Raw genomic sequence first — 16,103 nt, 5'->3', positions numbered from 1 at the left:
CCTCAGCCCTCTGCGAGGCGCGCCAGCATCTCGGCCTGCGGCACCACCGGCCGCACGTCGCCGCGCGAGCCGACCCAGCCGACGTCGGGCTCGAGGCGGCGTACGACGCGCGCGGGGTTGCCGGCGACGACCGCGTGGTCCTCGACCACACCGCGCACCACCGAGCCGGCCGCGACCACGACGTTGCGCCCGACGCGCGCGCCGGGCATCACCATCGCGCCGTGGCCCAGCCACGACCCCGCACCGATCACGACCGGGTCGTGGGCGCCGAACTGCTTGCCCACCGGCATCGTCGGGTCCTGGTAGCCGTGGCTGGTGTCGGTGACGAAGACGCCCTGCCCGCAGAAGACCCCGTCGCCGATCTCGATCGACTCGTGGGCGGTGAAGGAGCTGCGCGCCCCGATGGCGCACCGGTCGCCGATCACCAGGCCGCGCGGCGGTGCGGTGGGGTCGCCGACGCCGTACCCGACCGAAAGGGTCACCTGGCGCCCGATCAGGGTGTCCTCGCCGATGTGGATCGAGGCGGGGTTGAGGATCGTGGCGGGGGCGAAGCCGATGCTGCTGCCGCGCCCCAGGGAGCCGAAGGCCGCGGCCGAGGTGGTGCCGGGCACGATCTCGCCGAGACCGTCGAGGTAGCGCCAGGCGGCGTGCAGGCCACGGTGCAGGCCACGGTGCAGGCCACGGTGGAGCAGGCCGCTGAGGGGGGTCACGGCCGTGACTGTAGTGGCTGCGCACCGTCCCCGGGGCGGCCTACGCTGCCGGGCATGGCCACCGACTCCTCGTCACCGCACCGGCTCAGCGCCGAGCAGGCGCGCCGGGTCGCGGTGCGGGCCCAGCTGCTCGACGCGCCGGCGCGGCGACGAGGGCTCGACGTGCTGGAGGTGGTGCGGGCGCTGACGATGGTGCAGGTCGACCTGACCGCGCGGGTCGCCCCGAGCGCCGAGCTGGTGCTGTGGAGCCGGCTGGGCGGGGGCCTCGACCGCGACGAGCTGCCCGCGCGCTGCGAGGAGCAGCGTCTCGTGGAGATCTCGATGCGCCTGCTCCACCACGACGACGTCGCGCTGCACCGCGCCGAGATGGCGGTCTGGCCCGACCCGGCGCTGCACGACCCCTACGAGCACGCCGCCTGGGAGTGGGCGCTCGACAACGGCGGCTGCCGCGCCGACGTGCTCGAGCGGCTGCGCGCCGACGGACCGCTGCCGGCGACCGCGCTGCCCGACACCTGCGTGCGGCCGTGGGGCTCCTCGGGCTGGAGCAACGGCAAGAACGTCGACAAGCTGCTGCAGGTGCTCGCGACCCGCGGCGAGGTCGCGGTGGCCGGGCGCGAGGGCCGCACCCGGCTGTGGGACCTCGCCGAGCGCGTCTACACCGACGACCCGCTGCCGCCGGTCGAGGTGGCCCTGCACGAGCGCGGCGTACGCCGCCTGGCCGCGCTGGGCGTGGCCCGCGCCAGGTCGGCGAAGGTGCCGGGCCCCGACCCCGACCACGTCGGCGAGGTGGGGGAGCCGGCCGTGGTCGAGGGGGTGCGCGGGCGGTGGCGGGTCGATCCCGCCCAGCTGGCGGCGCTCGAGGAGCCGTTCGAGCCCCGGGTGGCGCTGCTCTCGCCGCTCGACCGGCTGGTCTTCGACCGCAAGCGGATGGTCGAGCTGTTCGCCTTCGACTACCAGCTGGAGATGTACAAGCCCCAGGCCCAGCGGCGCTGGGGCTACTACGCGCTGCCGGTGCTGGTCGGCGACCGGCTGCTCGGCAAGGTCGACGCCACCGCCGACCGGCGCGCCGGGGCGCTGGTGGTGCACGCGGTGCACGAGGACGAGCCGTTCGGCGCCGAGACCCGGGCCGCGGTGCGCTCCGAGATCGAGGACCTGGCGGGGTGGCTGGGGCTCGAGCCGGTGCTGCCGGGGTGAGGCGCCGGAGCGTCGTCACCCGTTCGCTTGCGTGGATCGAGCCCGGAGCGGGTATGCAGGACAGGTCGGGCCCCGGACGGGGCCGGGCGCAGTCGTCGGAGGGAGAGTGATGGCACCGCAGCTGATCGCCGGGCGCTACCGCGTGGAGCGCGAGCTGGGCCGGGGCGGGATGGGCGCGGTGTGGTTGTGCCGCGACGAGATGCTGGGTCGCGAGGTCGCGGTCAAGCAGATCGGCGCGCTGCCCGGCGAGGCGGCCGACCTGGCGCGAGGGCTGCGCGAGGCGCGCAGCTCGGCGGCGCTGCAGCACCCCAACGTCGTCTCGGTCTTCGACGCCGTCGACGAGGGCGAGACCATCTGGCTGGTGATGGAGTACGTGCCCTCGCGCACGCTCTCGCAGCTGGCGCGTGAGGAGGGACCGCTCGACCCGCGCCGTGCCGCGGCAATCGGCGCGCAGGTCGCCGATGGGCTGGCACTGGCCCACGAGCGCGGCACCGTGCACCGCGACGTCAAGCCCGGCAACGTGCTGGTCGCCGAGGGCGACCACGCCAAGATCTCCGACTTCGGCATCGCCCGCAGCAACGCCGCCGACGAGCACCGCACCCAGACCGGGCTGCTGACCGGCACCCCCGCCTACTTCTCGCCCGAGCTGGCCCGCGGCGCCGAGTCGTCGCCCGCCTCCGACGTGTGGGCGCTCGGCGCCACGCTGTACGCCGCCGTCGAGGGCCGCCAGCCCTACGCACCCCGCGAGAACGCGATCGCCACCCTGGCCGCGATCGCCCAGGAGAGCCCCGACCCGCCCCGGCGCGCCGGTGCCCTGGCCGGCGTGATCGGGCACATGCTCGACCCCGACCCCGAGGTGCGCTGGTCGATGGCCCAGGTGGCGCGCGAGCTGCACGACGTGGCCGCCGGCGGGGCCGGGGTGCAGGACACGCGGGCCGACGACGACGGCGCCGCGACCCAGGTCTTCCCCGCCCCCGTCCCCGCCGCAGCACCGGCCGCGGCGGCCGCGGCCTCGTCTCCTGCGCCCGAGCCCGAGCCCGAGCCGGCGCCCGAGCCGGAGCCCGTGCCGGCCCCGGCGCCCGAGCCGGGCCGCGAGCGGCAGCGGCGTACGACGGCGGGCTGGTGGGTGGCCGCGGTGATCGTGGTGCTGGTGCTGGCCATCGGCGGCCTCGCGCTGCTGGCCACCACCGGTGACGACGACGGCGCCCCGAGCGCCGACGAGACCACCTCGGCCCCCTCCGGTTCGCCCGAGCCGACCGAGGAGAACGAGCCCACCGAGGAGACCTCGGAGCCGACGCAGGAGGCCACGGAACCCACCGAGGAGCCCGACGACACCGAGCCCACCCAGGGTGCCAGCGGCGGAGAGGCGGTCGGGCTCGTCGAGGACTACTACGCGGTGCTGCCCGGCGACCGCGACGCCGGCTGGGCGACGCTCAGCCCGTCGCTGCAGGAGCAGATCGGGCGCGACAGCTACGACGGGTTCTGGTCGGGGATCTCGAGAGTCGAGATCGTCGCGGTGCAGGACGTGGGCGGCGGGAGCGTCGACGTCACCCTCACCTACGACGGCGGTTCGCGCGAGACCCGCCGCATCGACGTGGGCCGGGTCGGCGGCGAGCTGCGCATCGTGGGCGACCGGGTCGTCTGAGCCGTCCGCAGCACCCTCCGCACCAGGGGGGTGAGTCGGCATGACCCGCCCGCGGAGTGGGTAGGAGCCCAGGCAGCACACACCGTCGCCGGCGCTCGCGCCGGCAAGGAGGGAGACACCATGATCGGCAGCATCTTGTCCAAGGTCCTCGGTCGAGGCGGAGGCGGCGCCCGCACGGGCGGTGCCGGCATGACCGGAGGCAGCATGGGTGGCGGCGCGACCCGCGGAGGCGGCACCGACGCCGCCATCGGCAAGGGCGTGCGCGGCATCCTCAGCCGCTTCACCCGCCGCTGACCCGGCACCGGAACCACCCGCAGGACCGGGCAGCAGTGACCGAGCGACCACCGCTGGGCGTGCGCGCGCTGGACAGGCTCTTCCGCGCCGCGCCCGCGATGTCGGTCGCCCGGATGAGCGAGGAGAGGTTGCGCCGGGTCCAGGGGACCACCATCCCCTCCCGAGGCCCGGCCAACCTCCTCCTCGGTCGCCCCCGGCGCGGCGTGCGGATCAGCACCCGCACCTTCCCCGCCTCCCACGGCGAGCTGCCGCTGCGCCTCTACGTGCCGCAGCGCCCGGCGCCGACGCCGCGCCCGGTGGTGCTGCACCTGCACGGCGGGGGCTTCGTCCTCGGCAGCGCCCGGCAGGGCGACTGGCTGTGCAGCGCCGTCGCCGACGAGCTCGACGCCGTCGTGGTGGCCGTCGACTACCGGCTGGCCCCCACCCACCGCTTCCCCGCCGCGCTCGAGGACTGCTACGAGGCGCTGCTGTGGACCGCCCAGCACGCCGCCGCCCTCGGCGCCGACCCGGAGCGCCTGGGGCTGATGGGCGACAGCGCCGGCGGCAACCTGGCCGCCGTGCTGGCGCTGCGCGCGCGTGACGAGGGCGGGCCGCAGGTGCGGCACCAGGCGCTGCTCTACCCCGCGACCGACCTGACCGAGTCGCTGCGCGAGCACGCGTCGTACGTCGGCAACCGCGGGATCGTGCTCAGCAACGACGACCTCGAGATCTTCTACGGCCACTACCTGCCCGAGGGCGTCGACCCGACCGACTGGCGGCTCTCGCCGGTGCTGGCGCGCGACCTGTCGGGCCTGCCGCCGGCCGTGGTGGTGGTCGCCGGGCTCGACCCGCTGCACGACAGCGGGGTGCGCTACGCCGAGGCGCTGGTCTCGGCCGGCACGCCGGCGCGGGTGGAGGAGTTCCACCTGATGCCGCACGGCTTCCTGAGCTTCCCGTACCTGGCCCGCAGCGCCCGGGCCGCGGCCGCCGCGGTGGTGGACGACCAGCGCCGGCACCTGGGCGAGGCGCCCCCGCTCAGTGGGCGCCGGTGAGGTTCAGGCCCACGACGCCCACCACGATCATGCCCAGCGAGACCGCGCGCAGCCAGCCGAGCGGCTCACTGAGGAAGACGACCCCGACGGCCGCGACCAGGGCGGTGCCGAGGCCGGCCCACACGGCGTACGCCACCGAGATCGGCATCGTGCGCACGACCAGCGACAGCATCCACAGCGCGAGGGCGTAGCCGGCGACGACGACGGCGGTCCACCCGGGGCGGGTGAAGCCGTCGGTGCGCGGCAGGGTGGCCGTCGCGGCGACCTCGACCACGATGGCGGCGGCGAGGAGCAGGGCTGCAGGCACGACGTCGAGTGTAGCGATCGCTACAATAGTCGGATGCCACGCCGCGAGGAGCTGCTCGACGAGGTCACCGACCACGTCCTCGAGCACGGGTTGATCGGGCTGACGCTGCGCCCGCTCGCGGCCGCGATCGGCACCAGCGACCGGATGCTGATCTACCACTTCGAGAACCGCGACGCGCTGGTCTCGGCGGTGGTGCAGCGGGTCAACGAGCGCGCCGTGGCCGCCCTCGAGGCGCTGCCCGCGCGACGCACCGTGCGTGCGGGCGTGCACGGGCTGTGGGACTCCTTCGGCGCCACCCCGCTGGGCGGCTGCCTGACGATCTACCTGCAGGCCGCCGCCACCGGGCTGCTCGGCGAGGAGCCCTACCGCAGCGACGTGCAGGCCAGCAACGAGCAGTGGGCCGCCGCCCTGCGTGAGTACTTCGTGCGCTGCGGCGCCCCGCCGCGCCGCGCCCGCCGCGTGGTGCGCCTGGTCGACGCCTCCCTGCTCGGCCTGCACGTCGACCTGGCCACCGAGTCCTCCGACCAGCTCGCCGGGGTGGTCGACGACCTGGCCCGGGCCGCGCAGGGACTGGCGGAGGCCCCTGCATGAGTCCCCGGCCGGCCGGGGACTCCTGCGCTTGTCAGGGGTTGCACCACCCATCAAGCGCAGGAGAAGGCTGACAAGTCCTGCCTCGGGCTTGGGCGTGACCTCCGTCACCGCCGCCCGTTGAGGAGGGCATGACGACCCGCCCGCTGGCCCTCCTCGGTCTCCTCGCCCCCCTGGTCGGCGCGCTGCTGGTCGCGCCGGGCGCCGGCTCCACCGTGGCTGCGGCCTCGCAGGAGCGCCGCCTGCCCGCCTTCACCGAGTACGTCGCCCTGGGCGACTCCTGGACCGCCGACGTCGTGCTGGTCGACCGCTACGGCCTGCCCGACACCACCCACGCGCCGATCGACTGCGCGCAGTCGAAGACCAACTACCCCAAGATCGTGGCCGAGGCGATCTCAGTGCCGGTGTTCCGCGACGCGTCGTGCGGCTCGGCGACCACCAAGCACTTCCGGCGCCCGCAGGAGGGGCTCCCGCTCGGCGGCACCAATCCGCCGCAGTTCGACCGGCTCAGCCGCACCACCGACCTGGTCAGCGTCGGCATCGGCGGCAACGACGCCGGCATCGCCGGCGCCGGGCTCGACTGCCTCAACCTGGTGCCCGTCGCCAACCCGGTCTCCGACAGCGGCCCCGGCCTGCCCCTCGGCGGCTGCAAGGCCAAGTACACCGCCGGCGGCAAGGACCAGCTGGCGCAGCGCATCCGCGCCTCCGAGATCAAGCTCGTCAAGGCGCTGCGCCAGATCCGCCGCCGGGCTCCGCTGGCACGGATCCTGGTGATGGACTACCTCGACGTGGTGCCCGACCACGGCTGCTACCCGACCCTGCCGGCCACCGACGAGGACATGGCCTACATCTCCGCGAAGTTCCGCCAGCTCAACAAGATGGTGCACCGCGCCGCCCGCCGCGGCGGGGCCGAGGTGGTCAACACCTACCGCCAGAGCGCCGGGCACGACCTGTGCCAGGCGCCGCAGGTGCGCTGGGCCGAGACCTACGGCCCCTCCGCCAATGACCCCGCCGTCGGGGTGCCCGCGCACCCGAACGCCGCCGGCGCCCGCGCCCAGGCGGCGTACCTGCTGCAGCACCTGCGCGACACCGACCCCGACGTCTTCCGTTGAGCACCGTGGCCGGGGGCTGCAGGAGTCCCCGGCCGGCCGGGGACTCCTGCACTGGTCAGGGGTTGCATCGCCCCACAAGCGACGGAGACGGCTGACAAGTGCGGCGACGTACGCCGCTCAGGCGCTGAGCGAGGGCGGCGTGAGGACCTGGGCGATGCGCTGCGCGGTGGCCTGGGCGCGCTCGAGGTCGGGCCAGTCCACGCGGATGCCGCGCCAACCGGTGGCCTCGCAGACCTCCTGCTCGCGCCTCTTCTCCCGCAGCACGACCTCGGTGATGCTCTCGCCGGGCTTCAGGAGCTTGGTGTACTTGATCTTGCCGTCGAACTCCATGAAGACGCCGAGCTCGGGCCAGGCGAAGTCGACGCGGGCGATCAGCCGGCCGTGCCGGTCGCGCACCTCGTACTGCGGGATCGGCAGCGGCAGCCCGTGCACCCAGCAGAGGTGGAACAGGCGGCTCTCGCCGACCGACTCCAGGCGCGCGTCGCACAACCGCAGCACGATGTTGGCAGTGAGGGTGCCGGGCCAGTGGTCCATCGGCGCGTCGACCTCGTCGTCGAGCGCGAGGTAGCGGGTCTCGAGCTCCTTGCGGGTGGTCAGCTTGCGGTGCAGGAGGTCGTTGACGACGCACAGGGCGGCCTCGGTGCGCCCGGTCGTGGTGACCTCGATCGCGAGCCGGGTCGGCGAGGAGACGACCACCCCGCCACGGCTGACAGTGTCTCCCGGCAGCAACCGGCCGCGGTGCTGCTGGACACCGGCCTCGCGGCGCCCGGCCTTCCGGTCGCGTCGGGTCACGTGCACCGTGTCGAGCGCGAAGCCCCAGGTCGGGGCGCCCCAGAACGGCAGCGCCGAGACGTGCGAGACGACCAGATCGGTGCCGGCCTGGGCCACCACCGCCCGGGCGCGCAACCCGTTGTGGCCGCCGTCGTCGAGCGCGTCGTACGCCGCCTTGGTGGCGTAGGCGCCCCACCGGACCTTGGCGAGGTCGCCGCGAGCCAGGGCGCGGGCGATGCCGCGGTCGCTCCAGCCGGCGTCGATCAGCTGCTTGCGCAGGTGGATGGGAGTGAGCAGGGGGTCCAGTGGCGTGATGTCGTCCATGCCGCAGAGTTGCCCGCCCAGCGGCCCGTCCGGGGAGCTCGCTCGGGCGCGGTGGACGGCGGCGCTGGAGGCGCCTGCTGTGGACGAGAAGTGGCGCGGAGCTCGGCGTGGCCGGCGTGGACTTGTCGGCCTTCTCCTGCGCTTGATGGGTGGTGCAACCCCTGACATGCGCGGGAGTCCCCGGCTGGCCGGGGACTCCTGCAGGCCGGCCGAGCGTCAGGCGAGGGAGGCGGCGAGGGCAAGCAGGTCGCGGTCGCGACCGGGGGCGGCGGTGAGGCTGACGCCGCACGGCAGCCCGGCGGCGGTGCGCAGCGGGAGGCTGACGGCGGGCAGGCCGGCGAGCGGGGCCAGGCAGGCCAGCGCCAGCGTCGGCTCGCGCAGGGAGGCCAGGTCGCTGCCGAGCAGCGGCGCCACCGACGGGGTGGTCGGGGCCACCAGCACCCGGTCGCCCACGAGCTCGCGCAGCCGGGCGCGGGCGGCCTGCACCACGCCCTGGGCCCGCTCGGCGGTGCTCTCGTCGATGCTCGAGGCGTGCTCGAAGCGGGCGCGGCCCTCGTGGCCGAGCACGTCGAGGCGCTCGCGCAGCCAGGCGCCGCGCACGGTCCAGGCCTCCCACGACTGCCAGGTGATGAACGCGCGGCGCCACTCGGCGAGCTCGCCGAGCGACCAGCTCTCGCGCACCACCAGGCCCTGGGTGGCCACCCAGCCCTCGACCGCCTCGCGCACGTCGGGCTCGGCGAGGTCGAGCAGCTCGGGCACCAGCACCAGCTCGGAGCTGCCGCGTGCAGCACTGTCGGGCAGCAGCACGTCGCCGACCAGGGCGAGCAGGTCGGCGTCGCGGGTCAGCCAGCCGACGGTGTCGAAGCTGGGCGCCAGCGCCAGCACCCCGTGGGTGCCGATCGCGCCGTGCGTGGTGCGCACGCCGTACAGGCCCTGGTAGGCCGCCGGCACCCGCACCGACCCGCCGGTGTCGGTGCCGAGCCCGATGGTGGCGTGGCCGAGCGAGACCGCGCTGGCCGGGCCCGACGACGAGCCGCCGGGCACCCGGTACGGTGCGCGCGGGTTGGGCGGGGCGCCGTAGTGCGGGTTGGTGCCGAAGAGCGACCACGCCAGCTCGTCGGTGCGCGCGATGCCGCGCAGGTCGGCGCCGGCCTCGACGAGCCCGAGCACGGCCTTGGCGTCGCCGCGCTCGATGGGCGCGGCGGCCTCCCAGGCGGGGTTGCCGCCGCCGACGGGGTGCCCGGCCACGGCGTAGACGTCCTTGACCGCGACGCTCTCGCCCGACAGCGGGCCGCCGGGGGTGCCGGGCACCAGCGGGTCGCCCACCACGCGCCACACGCGGGTGTCGAGGGCGGGGGCCGGCTCGGAGGTGTGCGCGGCGGTGACGACCCAGCCGGCGTCGGTGCGCGCCCACAGCTGGGTCTGCTGCCCGCGCCCGCCCGACTCGTGCTCGGTCAGCGCCACCACCAGCGCGTGGTCGGGGTCGGTGACCTGCACGTGGGTCTGCACCAGGCGCCGCGTGCCCGGGGCGGCGGCGTACGCCGTGATCGCATCGCTGCCGACCAGCAGCCCCCGCGGGTCGCCGGCCAGGGTGCTGGCGCCGGGCGCGACGAAGCGCGCCAGCGCGGCGGTGTCGCGCTCGGCGACCGCGCGCTCGTAGTCGCGGAAGGCCTCCACCAGCCCGTCGGGCACGGGCAGGGCGGGGCCGGAAGATGCTGTCATCGCTGCTGCTCCACGGCGCCGAGTCTGCCCTGCCCGCCGGGCTGCGAGACTGCAGGCGTGCCCGTCGTCGCCTCGCTGCTGTTGTTCGTGCTGGCCGCCCTCGCCGAGATCGGGGGCGCCTGGCTGGTCTGGCAGGGGGTGCGCGAGGACCGCGGCTGGCTGTGGATCGGCGCCGGCGTGGTCGCGCTGGGCCTGTACGGCTTCGTGGCCACGCTGCAGCCCGACGCCAACTTCGGGCGCATCCTGGCGGCGTACGGCGGGGTGTTCGTGGCCGGCTCGTTGGCCTGGGGGATGGTCGTCGACGGCTTCCGCCCCGACCGGTACGACGTCACCGGCGCGCTGGTCTGCCTGGTCGGCGTCGCGGTGATCATGTACTCCCCGCGGGCGGGCTGAGCCCGCTCAGTCCCCGTCGTGCCCGGCGTCGTCACCGGTGCCCGAGACCCGCTCCTGGGGCGCGTGCAGGTCGACGTCGGAGTCGGGGTCGGTGGCGTTGAGCTGCTCGTCGGGGTCCTGGTCGAGCCGCTCGGCGGCGTCGGCCTGCGAGATGCCCTCCTCGGCGGGCACGCCCTCGGTGTGGAGCGGCTGGTCGTCGCGGCCGTGCAGGGTGCCCATGTGGTCCTCCGTGGGTCGGGTGGCTGGGGATGCCCGTCACCCTGCCCGCCCACGGGCCGACCGGCTTCACCCGCGGGGAGGCGGTGTCGGTACTTTCTGCCCATGACCATGCAGGCCGAGTTCGACGTCGACACCACCGTGACCCCCGCCGGCGAGGGCCGGTACGCCGCCCAGCTCGCCCCGGGCTGGAAGGTCGGGGGCGGCCTCAACGGCGGCTACCAGCTGGCCGTGCTCGGCACCGCGATCAGCACCCACCTGGGCGACAAGCCCGACCCGGTGGCGGTCAGCGCCTACTTCCTCTCCGCCGCCGAGGCCGGCCCGGCCACCATCGACGTCGAGGTCAAGCGGGCCGGGGGCCGGATGTCGACCGTCGCGGCCGAGCTGAAGCAGGACGACGCGACCCGGCTCAGCGTGCTGGCCACCTACTCCGACCTCGACCGCTTCGACGGCGACGTGCGCACCACCGCGACCGAGCCCGACCTGCCGCCGCTCGAGGAGTGCGTGGGGCGCGCCGACGCGCCGTCGTACGTGCTGGAGATGGCGCCGCTGATGTCGCGCTTCGACATGCGCTTCCCGCGCGAGCAGGCGGGCTGGACGACGGGGGAGCCGAGCGGGATGGGGCGCTTCCAGGCGTGGTTCCGCCTCGAGGGGGAGCGCGAGCCCGACCCGCTGTCGCTGCTGCTGGTGCTCGACGCGCTGCCGCCGGTCACCTTCGACCTGGGCCTGATGGGCTGGGCGCCGACCATCGAGCTCTCCGCCCACGTGCGCGCCAAGCCGGCGCCGGGCTGGCTCAAGGTGCAGCACCACACCCGCAACCTGGCCGGCGGGATGTTCGAGGAGGACTGCGAGGTCTGGGACTCCACCGGGCGCCTGGTCGCCCAGTCGCGCCAGCTGGCGCTGGCCCCGCGGCCCGCCTGACCCGGCCCGCCCGGCTCAGCGCGGCGAGGGCACCGCGCCGAAGTCCTGCTGCTCGCACTCCTTGACCCCGGCGCAGTCGCCCAGCCGCCGGAGGCGCCGGCGCAGCTCGCGCCGCACCCCGGCGTACGACGCCTGCGCGGCGACGTTGCGCAGCTCTCCGGGGTCGCGGCGGCGGTCGTAGACCTCCTCGAAGCCGTCCCACCAGCGGGTGTAGGTGTAGCGGCCGGTGCGCACCCCGCGCCACGCCCAGCCGTAGGCGGCCAGCGCCTCGGGGTCGCTGGTGCCGGCCTGGATCAGCGAGGTGTCGTTGACCGGCGCGCCCCTGCCCCACACGGGGCGCAGGCTGATGCCGTCGGTGTGGCCGGCGGCGCGCACCTGCTCGAGCACGCCCGCGTGGTCGAGGAAGGTGGGGGCGAGGTCGACGAGGGTGGCGGTGGCGCGGCTGGTGGTGCCGGGGGTGATCCCGGGGCCGCGGGCCAGCATCGGCACCTGCAGCGCCTCGTCGTAGGGCACGTCCTTGCCGAAGAAGCGGTGCTCACCGAGCAGGAAGCCGTTGTCGCTGACGAAGACCACCAGGGTGTCGTCGAGCTCGCCGCTGCGGCGCAGCGCGCGGATGGTGGCGGCGTTGGCCTGGTCGATCGCCTGCAGCGAGCGGGCGCGGTCGCGCACCTGGCGGGTCAGCTTGCGCAGCGAGACCGGGGCCCGCTCGCGCAGCGCGGCCGGCTTGTCGGAGACGTCGGCCTCGTTGAAGGAGGCCTTGGTGCGAGTGCTGACCTCGAGGTCGCCGAACAGGTCGGCGTGGCGCCGGGCGGGCACCGGGGAGCGCCACCCGTCGACGTACGCCGCGTGCGGGCCGACGTGGGAGGCCCACAGGAAGAACGGCTCGGGCTCGGCGGCCCAGCGCTTGATGAGCCGCGTCGTCTCGTCGCGCACGATGTCGGCGACGTACTTCTCGCCGTACCCGCGGGGCTCGCCGTCGTTGTAGAAGGTGGTGCCGTAGTAGGAGTAGGTGCGCGCGCCGGTGGGGGAGAAGAAGTCCCAGCCGGGCGGGCGCGGGTCGTCGAAGGTGTACTCGTTGAGGTTCTTGCCCACGAACCCGGTGCGGTAGCCGGCGCGCTGAAGCCAGGGCCCGAGGTTCTCCTCGGCGTTGCTGGCCACGAAGGCCGGCCAGCCGCCGTAGGGCCCGTCGTTGTGGCGCACCCCGTTGTTGTGCGCGTACTCGCCGGTGAGGATCTCGGCGCGCGCCGGGCAGCACAGCGGGTGCGGGTTGATGGCGTCGGTGAGGTCGATGCCCACGTCGCCGATCAGCCGCCGGGTGCGTGGCATGAACCGCAGCTCGGCGTCGCTCTGGTCGTCGGTGGTCAGGAGCACGATGTTGGGCCGCGGCTGGCGCTGCCGCGGCTCGAGGGCCACGGTCTGCCCGGCCGCCGGCGTCGGCTCGCTGCGCGGGCCCTGCTCTTCCGGCGCGTACGCCGCCCGCTCGCCGCGCGCGGGCCGCTTGGGCCGCTCGCCGTCATTGGTCTGGGCGGGCCAGGTGGCGACGATCAGCGCCAGCACCACGGCGGCGACCACCACCAGCACGCTGCCTCCGACGCGCACCCGCGTCGGCAGTCCCGAGAACCTCATGCCTCGTAGACGGTCCTGGTGGGCGGTCGGTTGCCTCGAAGGTCGATTGTTTCTGGGTCTCAGGCCGCGCGGAAGAAGTCGTCGGCGAGGACGACCTGGAGGTGGTGGCGGTAGAGGTGGACCACGGGACCCAGCCCCCGGGGCTCCCGGGCCGGTGGGTCGCCGGGTGGCAGGGCGGGTGCCCTGGAGCGGGCCTGGTGGCCGGTGGGGGTCGTCGTGGTGACGACGCCGTCGTGGGCGGTGGCGGTGAAGCCGGGGGCTTCCTTGGCCTGGTTGCAGGCCTCACACAGGCCTTGGCCGTTGCCGGCGCTGGTGGGGCCGCCGGCGTGGTCGGGGACGACGTGGTCGTGGTGGCGGATCGGGGCGTCGCACCACGGGGTGCGGCACGACTGGTCGCGCAGGTCGATGAAGAGTCCCAGCGCGGCCGGGAAGGCGCGGGAGCGGGAGTCCATCGCGACCAGGGCGCCGCTGCTCGTGGTGTAGAGCCGCCGGAGTGTGGCCTGCGCCTCCGCCAGCGCGGTGGCGACCAGGTCGCGAGCGACCCCGGCCGGCACCGGGCCGTACCCGGCGATCCAGCCCGGGGCGTGACCGCCGCCGAGGAGGGTGGCATCGGAGACGGTCAGGTTGACCGCTATCGGCACCGGGCCAGGAACTGGCGCCGGCTCGGCGGGCTCTGAGCTGGCGGGGGCGGTCAGGGTGGTGAGGGAGGCCACGAGGGCGTCGGCCATCACCTGGCCGCGGGAGCGCTCGTCACCAGCGGCACGGGCCTGGTCGGCGGTCCGGGTCAGCGCGGCGTAGACCGAGACTCCTTGGGCGACCGGGAGCAGCGCGGTCAACCAGGTCATCGTGTCGGGGGCGGGCCGCAGCGAGACGTGCCGCTCGCCCTCGGCCCTGCGCGAGCGCTTCAGGGCGGCGTGCGGGTCGAGCTCGTAGGCCCGGGCGCGGGCGGCGCTGACGAGCCGCTGGTCGCCCCAGCCCTCGGTGGTGGCCGGGTCGGCCATTAGCTCCGCGTCGATGCGGCGTCGGTCCTCCAGGGACAGGCACGCGGTCTCGCGGGCCACCAGGGTGGCGCGCCACTCGGTGCACCACCCGGAGCGCATTGCGGCCAGCGTGTGCGGCAGCTCGGCCACCAGGATCTTCGCCAGCCCGAGGTGGCGGGCGCCACGGCTGGGTGACTCCCGCCGGGCCAGGGCGACCTGGGAGGCCACCCCCACACCCTGCCGCTCGACGGGCAGACCGGCCGCGGCGTGCCGGCGGCGTACGACCTCGTCGAGCCGCGCCGTCACCTCGACCTGCAGCGCATCGAGCTGGCACTTCTGCTCCTCGGCTGCGCGCAGCACCTCGACCAGCTCGACCTCGGAGAGGTCGGCCAGGTCGAGACCGGGTGCGGGAGCGAGTGCCATGACCACATTTTACTCGAACGCAAGTTCGACGGCTAGGGGTTCGAGCGCGCTGTGGAGAGTGGCTTGCGTCAGTCGCCGTCGACGATGCTCGGGCCCACCTTGAGCCACCAGGTGGCGGCCGCTCGCTGGTCGGCGGGCAGCGAGTCCATCAGTCCGAGGCTGCTGGGGGAGCCCAGTCCGAGCGCGAGCAGGCCCGCGTTGCGCACGCCCCGGTGGGAGGTGGTGAGGGTCGCCTCGACCACCTGCGCAGCCTCGACGTCGTCGAGCGGGGCGCCGCTGTGGCCGAGGGCGGTCAGGGCTCGTCGCTGCATCCAGGGGTGGCGTCCGTTGCCGGCCAGGCGGACGACCTCGTCGCGGCGGCTGCCCGTGCCGAGCTGCCAGATGGTCTCCCAGGCGCGCGCGCCGACGAACTCGCTGTCGGCCGAGGCCAAGCTCAGGCAGGCGTCGGCCACCGAGGAGCCGTAGGGGCTGACCCGCAGCAGGTTGACCGCCATGGAGCGTCGGGCGCCGTGCACGTGGAAGAGCGCCTCGCCGACCAGTCGTTGCAGCAGCAGGTCGGGCTCGGCGGCGTACATCTTCGGGCTAGCGGTCTGGGCCTTCGTGGCGATGTCGCGGCTCAGCGTGCGGCTGGTCTCGGGCACGAGCAGGCAGCGCGTCTCGCGGGCCTGGGTCACGCGGTTGCGCAGCTGGGCGTCGCGCAGGGTCATCAACACCCGCTGGTACGACGACCCGGGCAGGTGGGTGGTCAGGTCGAGGATGTCGATGCCGCTGTGGCCCTGCGGGGTGACCAGCTCGCGGATGGCCCGCTGCTCGAGCAGCGCCAGGGCCGCTCCCTGGAAGTGCCCGCGCGCCGCCTTCGCGGCCGCGACCTGCACCGCGCCCTGGCTCAGCGCCCGGTTGTCGGCGTCGAGCAGGCGCAGCACCAGCTTGCTGGCGCCGTCGTTGCGCACGTGCTGCAGCAGGGAGAGCATCGGGCTGACGACCTGCACCTGCGGGTCGACGAGCCAGGCGCCGAGGGCCTGGACGACGTGGCGCTGCGCCACGGGGTGGGAGACCAGGGTGATGGCGGCCTCGTAGCGACGCAGCCGGTCACCGCCGGTGGTGCGGGCCAGCTCGCTGATCAGGCGCGAGCAGACGGTGGACCAGGTCTCGGCGGGCAGCAGCACCATCTCGAAGCGGGTGAGCTCGACGGCCAGGTGCAGCCAGTCGGCCCCGCTCATGGCGGAGGCGAGGTCGGTTGCCCGGCCCAGCAGGTTGGAGACCAGCTCGTCGGCCGGAGTGTCGTCCCGGGAGAAGTGGACCTCCTCTGGCACGGGGGTGCGCGGGTCGGAGGTACGGAACACACCTCGCTGGGCCGCGAGCAGCACGCCCTCGGGGGCGCCGATGGCGCGCTCGTAGCCGAGCACCACCTTGGCCGGCACCGTGTGCGCGCCGGACTCCCAACGGCTCACCCGGCTCAGGTCGGCGCTGACGTCGAGCTCGCGCAGCCGCTCGACGAACGAGCTGCGGCTGGCCACCGTCGGGTCGACCGAACAGGAGCGACTCGTGGCCAGCAGCCACGAGGTGCGGGCGTCGGCGTTGAACGAGGGGGAACGCATCGTGCTGGGGTCGTCGGGCATCTGGACGGGTCTGCCGCGGCGCTTGGTGGGCGCGGCGGTTGCCGCGTCGGTGGGCGCCTTGTGGCGGGTCGGACGGGCCGATCCTCGCAAAACAGCTCTCCTGGTCATGGTCGACAGCACTGGCACGGCCCCGATGCCGTGGCGCTATATACCCACAACTAGTGATGACCGTCTCGGTTATTGCAAAGAACCTTCCTCGCTGCAAGAAACCCACATCACCGTTCTTT

16 protein-coding genes are annotated in these 16,103 nt (G+C 74.8%); 8 read left to right on the top strand and 8 right to left on the bottom strand.

All coding sequences use genetic code 11. The features are described from left to right. Window positions 1-2: 2 nt before the first annotated feature. Window positions 3-710 (bottom strand): acyltransferase, encoded by a 708-nt coding sequence (locus JOE61_RS05675; protein ID WP_307822831.1) that lies wholly within the window; start codon window positions 708-710, stop codon window positions 3-5. A 54-nt stretch (window positions 711-764) separates the two neighbouring features. On the opposite strand from JOE61_RS05675, the gene JOE61_RS05670 reads away from it, so the two are divergent. The 4 genes from JOE61_RS05670 (at window position 765) to JOE61_RS05655 (ending at window position 4,874) form a co-directional block, all read left to right on the top strand. Beyond that, window positions 765-1,904, top strand: a complete 1,140-nt coding sequence (locus JOE61_RS05670) for a DNA glycosylase AlkZ-like family protein (protein WP_193669039.1) — start codon at window positions 765-767, stop codon at window positions 1,902-1,904. 109 nt (window positions 1,905-2,013) lie between these two features. Next, complete coding sequence (locus tag JOE61_RS05665) at window positions 2,014-3,549, top strand: serine/threonine-protein kinase (RefSeq protein WP_193669040.1); 1,536 nt, start codon at window positions 2,014-2,016, stop codon at window positions 3,547-3,549. 120 nt (window positions 3,550-3,669) lie between these two features. Further along, window positions 3,670-3,843 carry a hypothetical protein gene (locus tag JOE61_RS05660; RefSeq protein WP_193669041.1) on the top strand — a complete coding sequence of 58 codons (174 nt, stop codon included), beginning with the start codon at window positions 3,670-3,672 and terminating at the stop codon, window positions 3,841-3,843. Window positions 3,844-3,878: 35 nt separating this feature from the next. Next, a complete protein-coding gene (locus tag JOE61_RS05655) occupies window positions 3,879-4,874 on the top strand; it encodes an alpha/beta hydrolase (RefSeq protein WP_193669042.1) in 996 nt (331 codons plus the stop codon). Here JOE61_RS05655 and JOE61_RS05650 read toward each other — a convergent pair. Continuing rightward, window positions 4,858-5,181, bottom strand: coding sequence for a DMT family transporter (locus JOE61_RS05650; RefSeq protein WP_193669043.1), 324 nt, complete (start codon window positions 5,179-5,181; stop codon window positions 4,858-4,860). The two genes, JOE61_RS05655 and JOE61_RS05650, sit on opposite strands and share 17 nt — an antisense overlap. 33 nt (window positions 5,182-5,214) lie before the next feature. On the opposite strand from JOE61_RS05650, the gene JOE61_RS05645 reads away from it, so the two are divergent. Together JOE61_RS05645 and JOE61_RS05640 are read left to right on the top strand one after the other, a co-directional pair. After that, entirely contained in the window at window positions 5,215-5,772 is a 558-nt protein-coding gene (locus JOE61_RS05645; RefSeq protein ID WP_193669044.1) for a TetR/AcrR family transcriptional regulator, read from the top strand. Window positions 5,773-5,900: 128 nt separating this feature from the next. After that, window positions 5,901-6,881, top strand: coding sequence for an SGNH/GDSL hydrolase family protein (locus tag JOE61_RS05640; protein WP_193669045.1), 981 nt, complete (start codon window positions 5,901-5,903; stop codon window positions 6,879-6,881). A 117-nt stretch (window positions 6,882-6,998) separates the two neighbouring features. Here JOE61_RS05640 and JOE61_RS05635 read toward each other — a convergent pair whose 3' ends face one another. Together JOE61_RS05635 and JOE61_RS05630 are read right to left on the bottom strand one after the other, a co-directional pair. After that, a complete protein-coding gene (locus JOE61_RS05635; protein WP_193669046.1) occupies window positions 6,999-7,976 on the bottom strand; it encodes a hypothetical protein in 978 nt (325 codons plus the stop codon). Between the two features lie 216 nt (window positions 7,977-8,192). Next, entirely contained in the window at window positions 8,193-9,698 is a 1,506-nt protein-coding gene (locus JOE61_RS05630) for an AtzH-like domain-containing protein (protein WP_193669047.1), read from the bottom strand. 57 nt (window positions 9,699-9,755) lie between these two features. Here JOE61_RS05630 and JOE61_RS05625 point away from each other — a divergent pair, with 57 nt between their 5' ends. Beyond that, complete coding sequence (locus tag JOE61_RS05625) at window positions 9,756-10,091, top strand: YnfA family protein (protein WP_193669048.1); 336 nt, start codon at window positions 9,756-9,758, stop codon at window positions 10,089-10,091. 6 nt (window positions 10,092-10,097) lie between these two features. Here the strand turns inward: JOE61_RS05625 and JOE61_RS05620 are convergent, their stop codons facing one another. After that, complete coding sequence (locus JOE61_RS05620) at window positions 10,098-10,310, bottom strand: hypothetical protein (protein WP_193669049.1); 213 nt, start codon at window positions 10,308-10,310, stop codon at window positions 10,098-10,100. Window positions 10,311-10,412: 102 nt separating this feature from the next. Between JOE61_RS05620 and JOE61_RS05615 the strand changes: the two genes are divergently transcribed. After that, entirely contained in the window at window positions 10,413-11,228 is an 816-nt protein-coding gene (locus JOE61_RS05615) for a thioesterase family protein (RefSeq protein ID WP_227491732.1), read from the top strand. Window positions 11,229-11,243: 15 nt separating this feature from the next. Here JOE61_RS05615 and JOE61_RS05610 read toward each other — a convergent pair whose 3' ends face one another. The 3 genes from JOE61_RS05610 to JOE61_RS05600 form a co-directional block, all read right to left on the bottom strand. Further along, on the bottom strand, window positions 11,244-12,854 hold the full coding sequence (locus tag JOE61_RS05610; protein WP_193669050.1) for a sulfatase family protein: 1,611 nt from the start codon (window positions 12,852-12,854) through the stop codon (window positions 11,244-11,246). A gap of 59 nt (window positions 12,855-12,913) precedes the next feature. After that, a complete protein-coding gene (locus JOE61_RS05605) occupies window positions 12,914-14,257 on the bottom strand; it encodes an HNH endonuclease (RefSeq protein ID WP_193669051.1) in 1,344 nt (447 codons plus the stop codon). A 68-nt stretch (window positions 14,258-14,325) separates the two neighbouring features. Continuing rightward, window positions 14,326-15,876 (bottom strand): hypothetical protein, encoded by a 1,551-nt coding sequence (locus JOE61_RS05600; protein WP_193669052.1) that lies wholly within the window; start codon window positions 15,874-15,876, stop codon window positions 14,326-14,328. Window positions 15,877-16,103: the final 227 nt, after the last annotated feature.

It is taken from the genome of Nocardioides salarius, assembly GCF_016907435.1.
Classification (GTDB): Bacteria; Actinomycetota; Actinomycetes; order Propionibacteriales; family Nocardioidaceae; genus Nocardioides; species Nocardioides salarius.
Note: the sequence above shows the minus strand (reverse complement) of the source record. Positions and strands in the feature narration are given on the sequence as shown.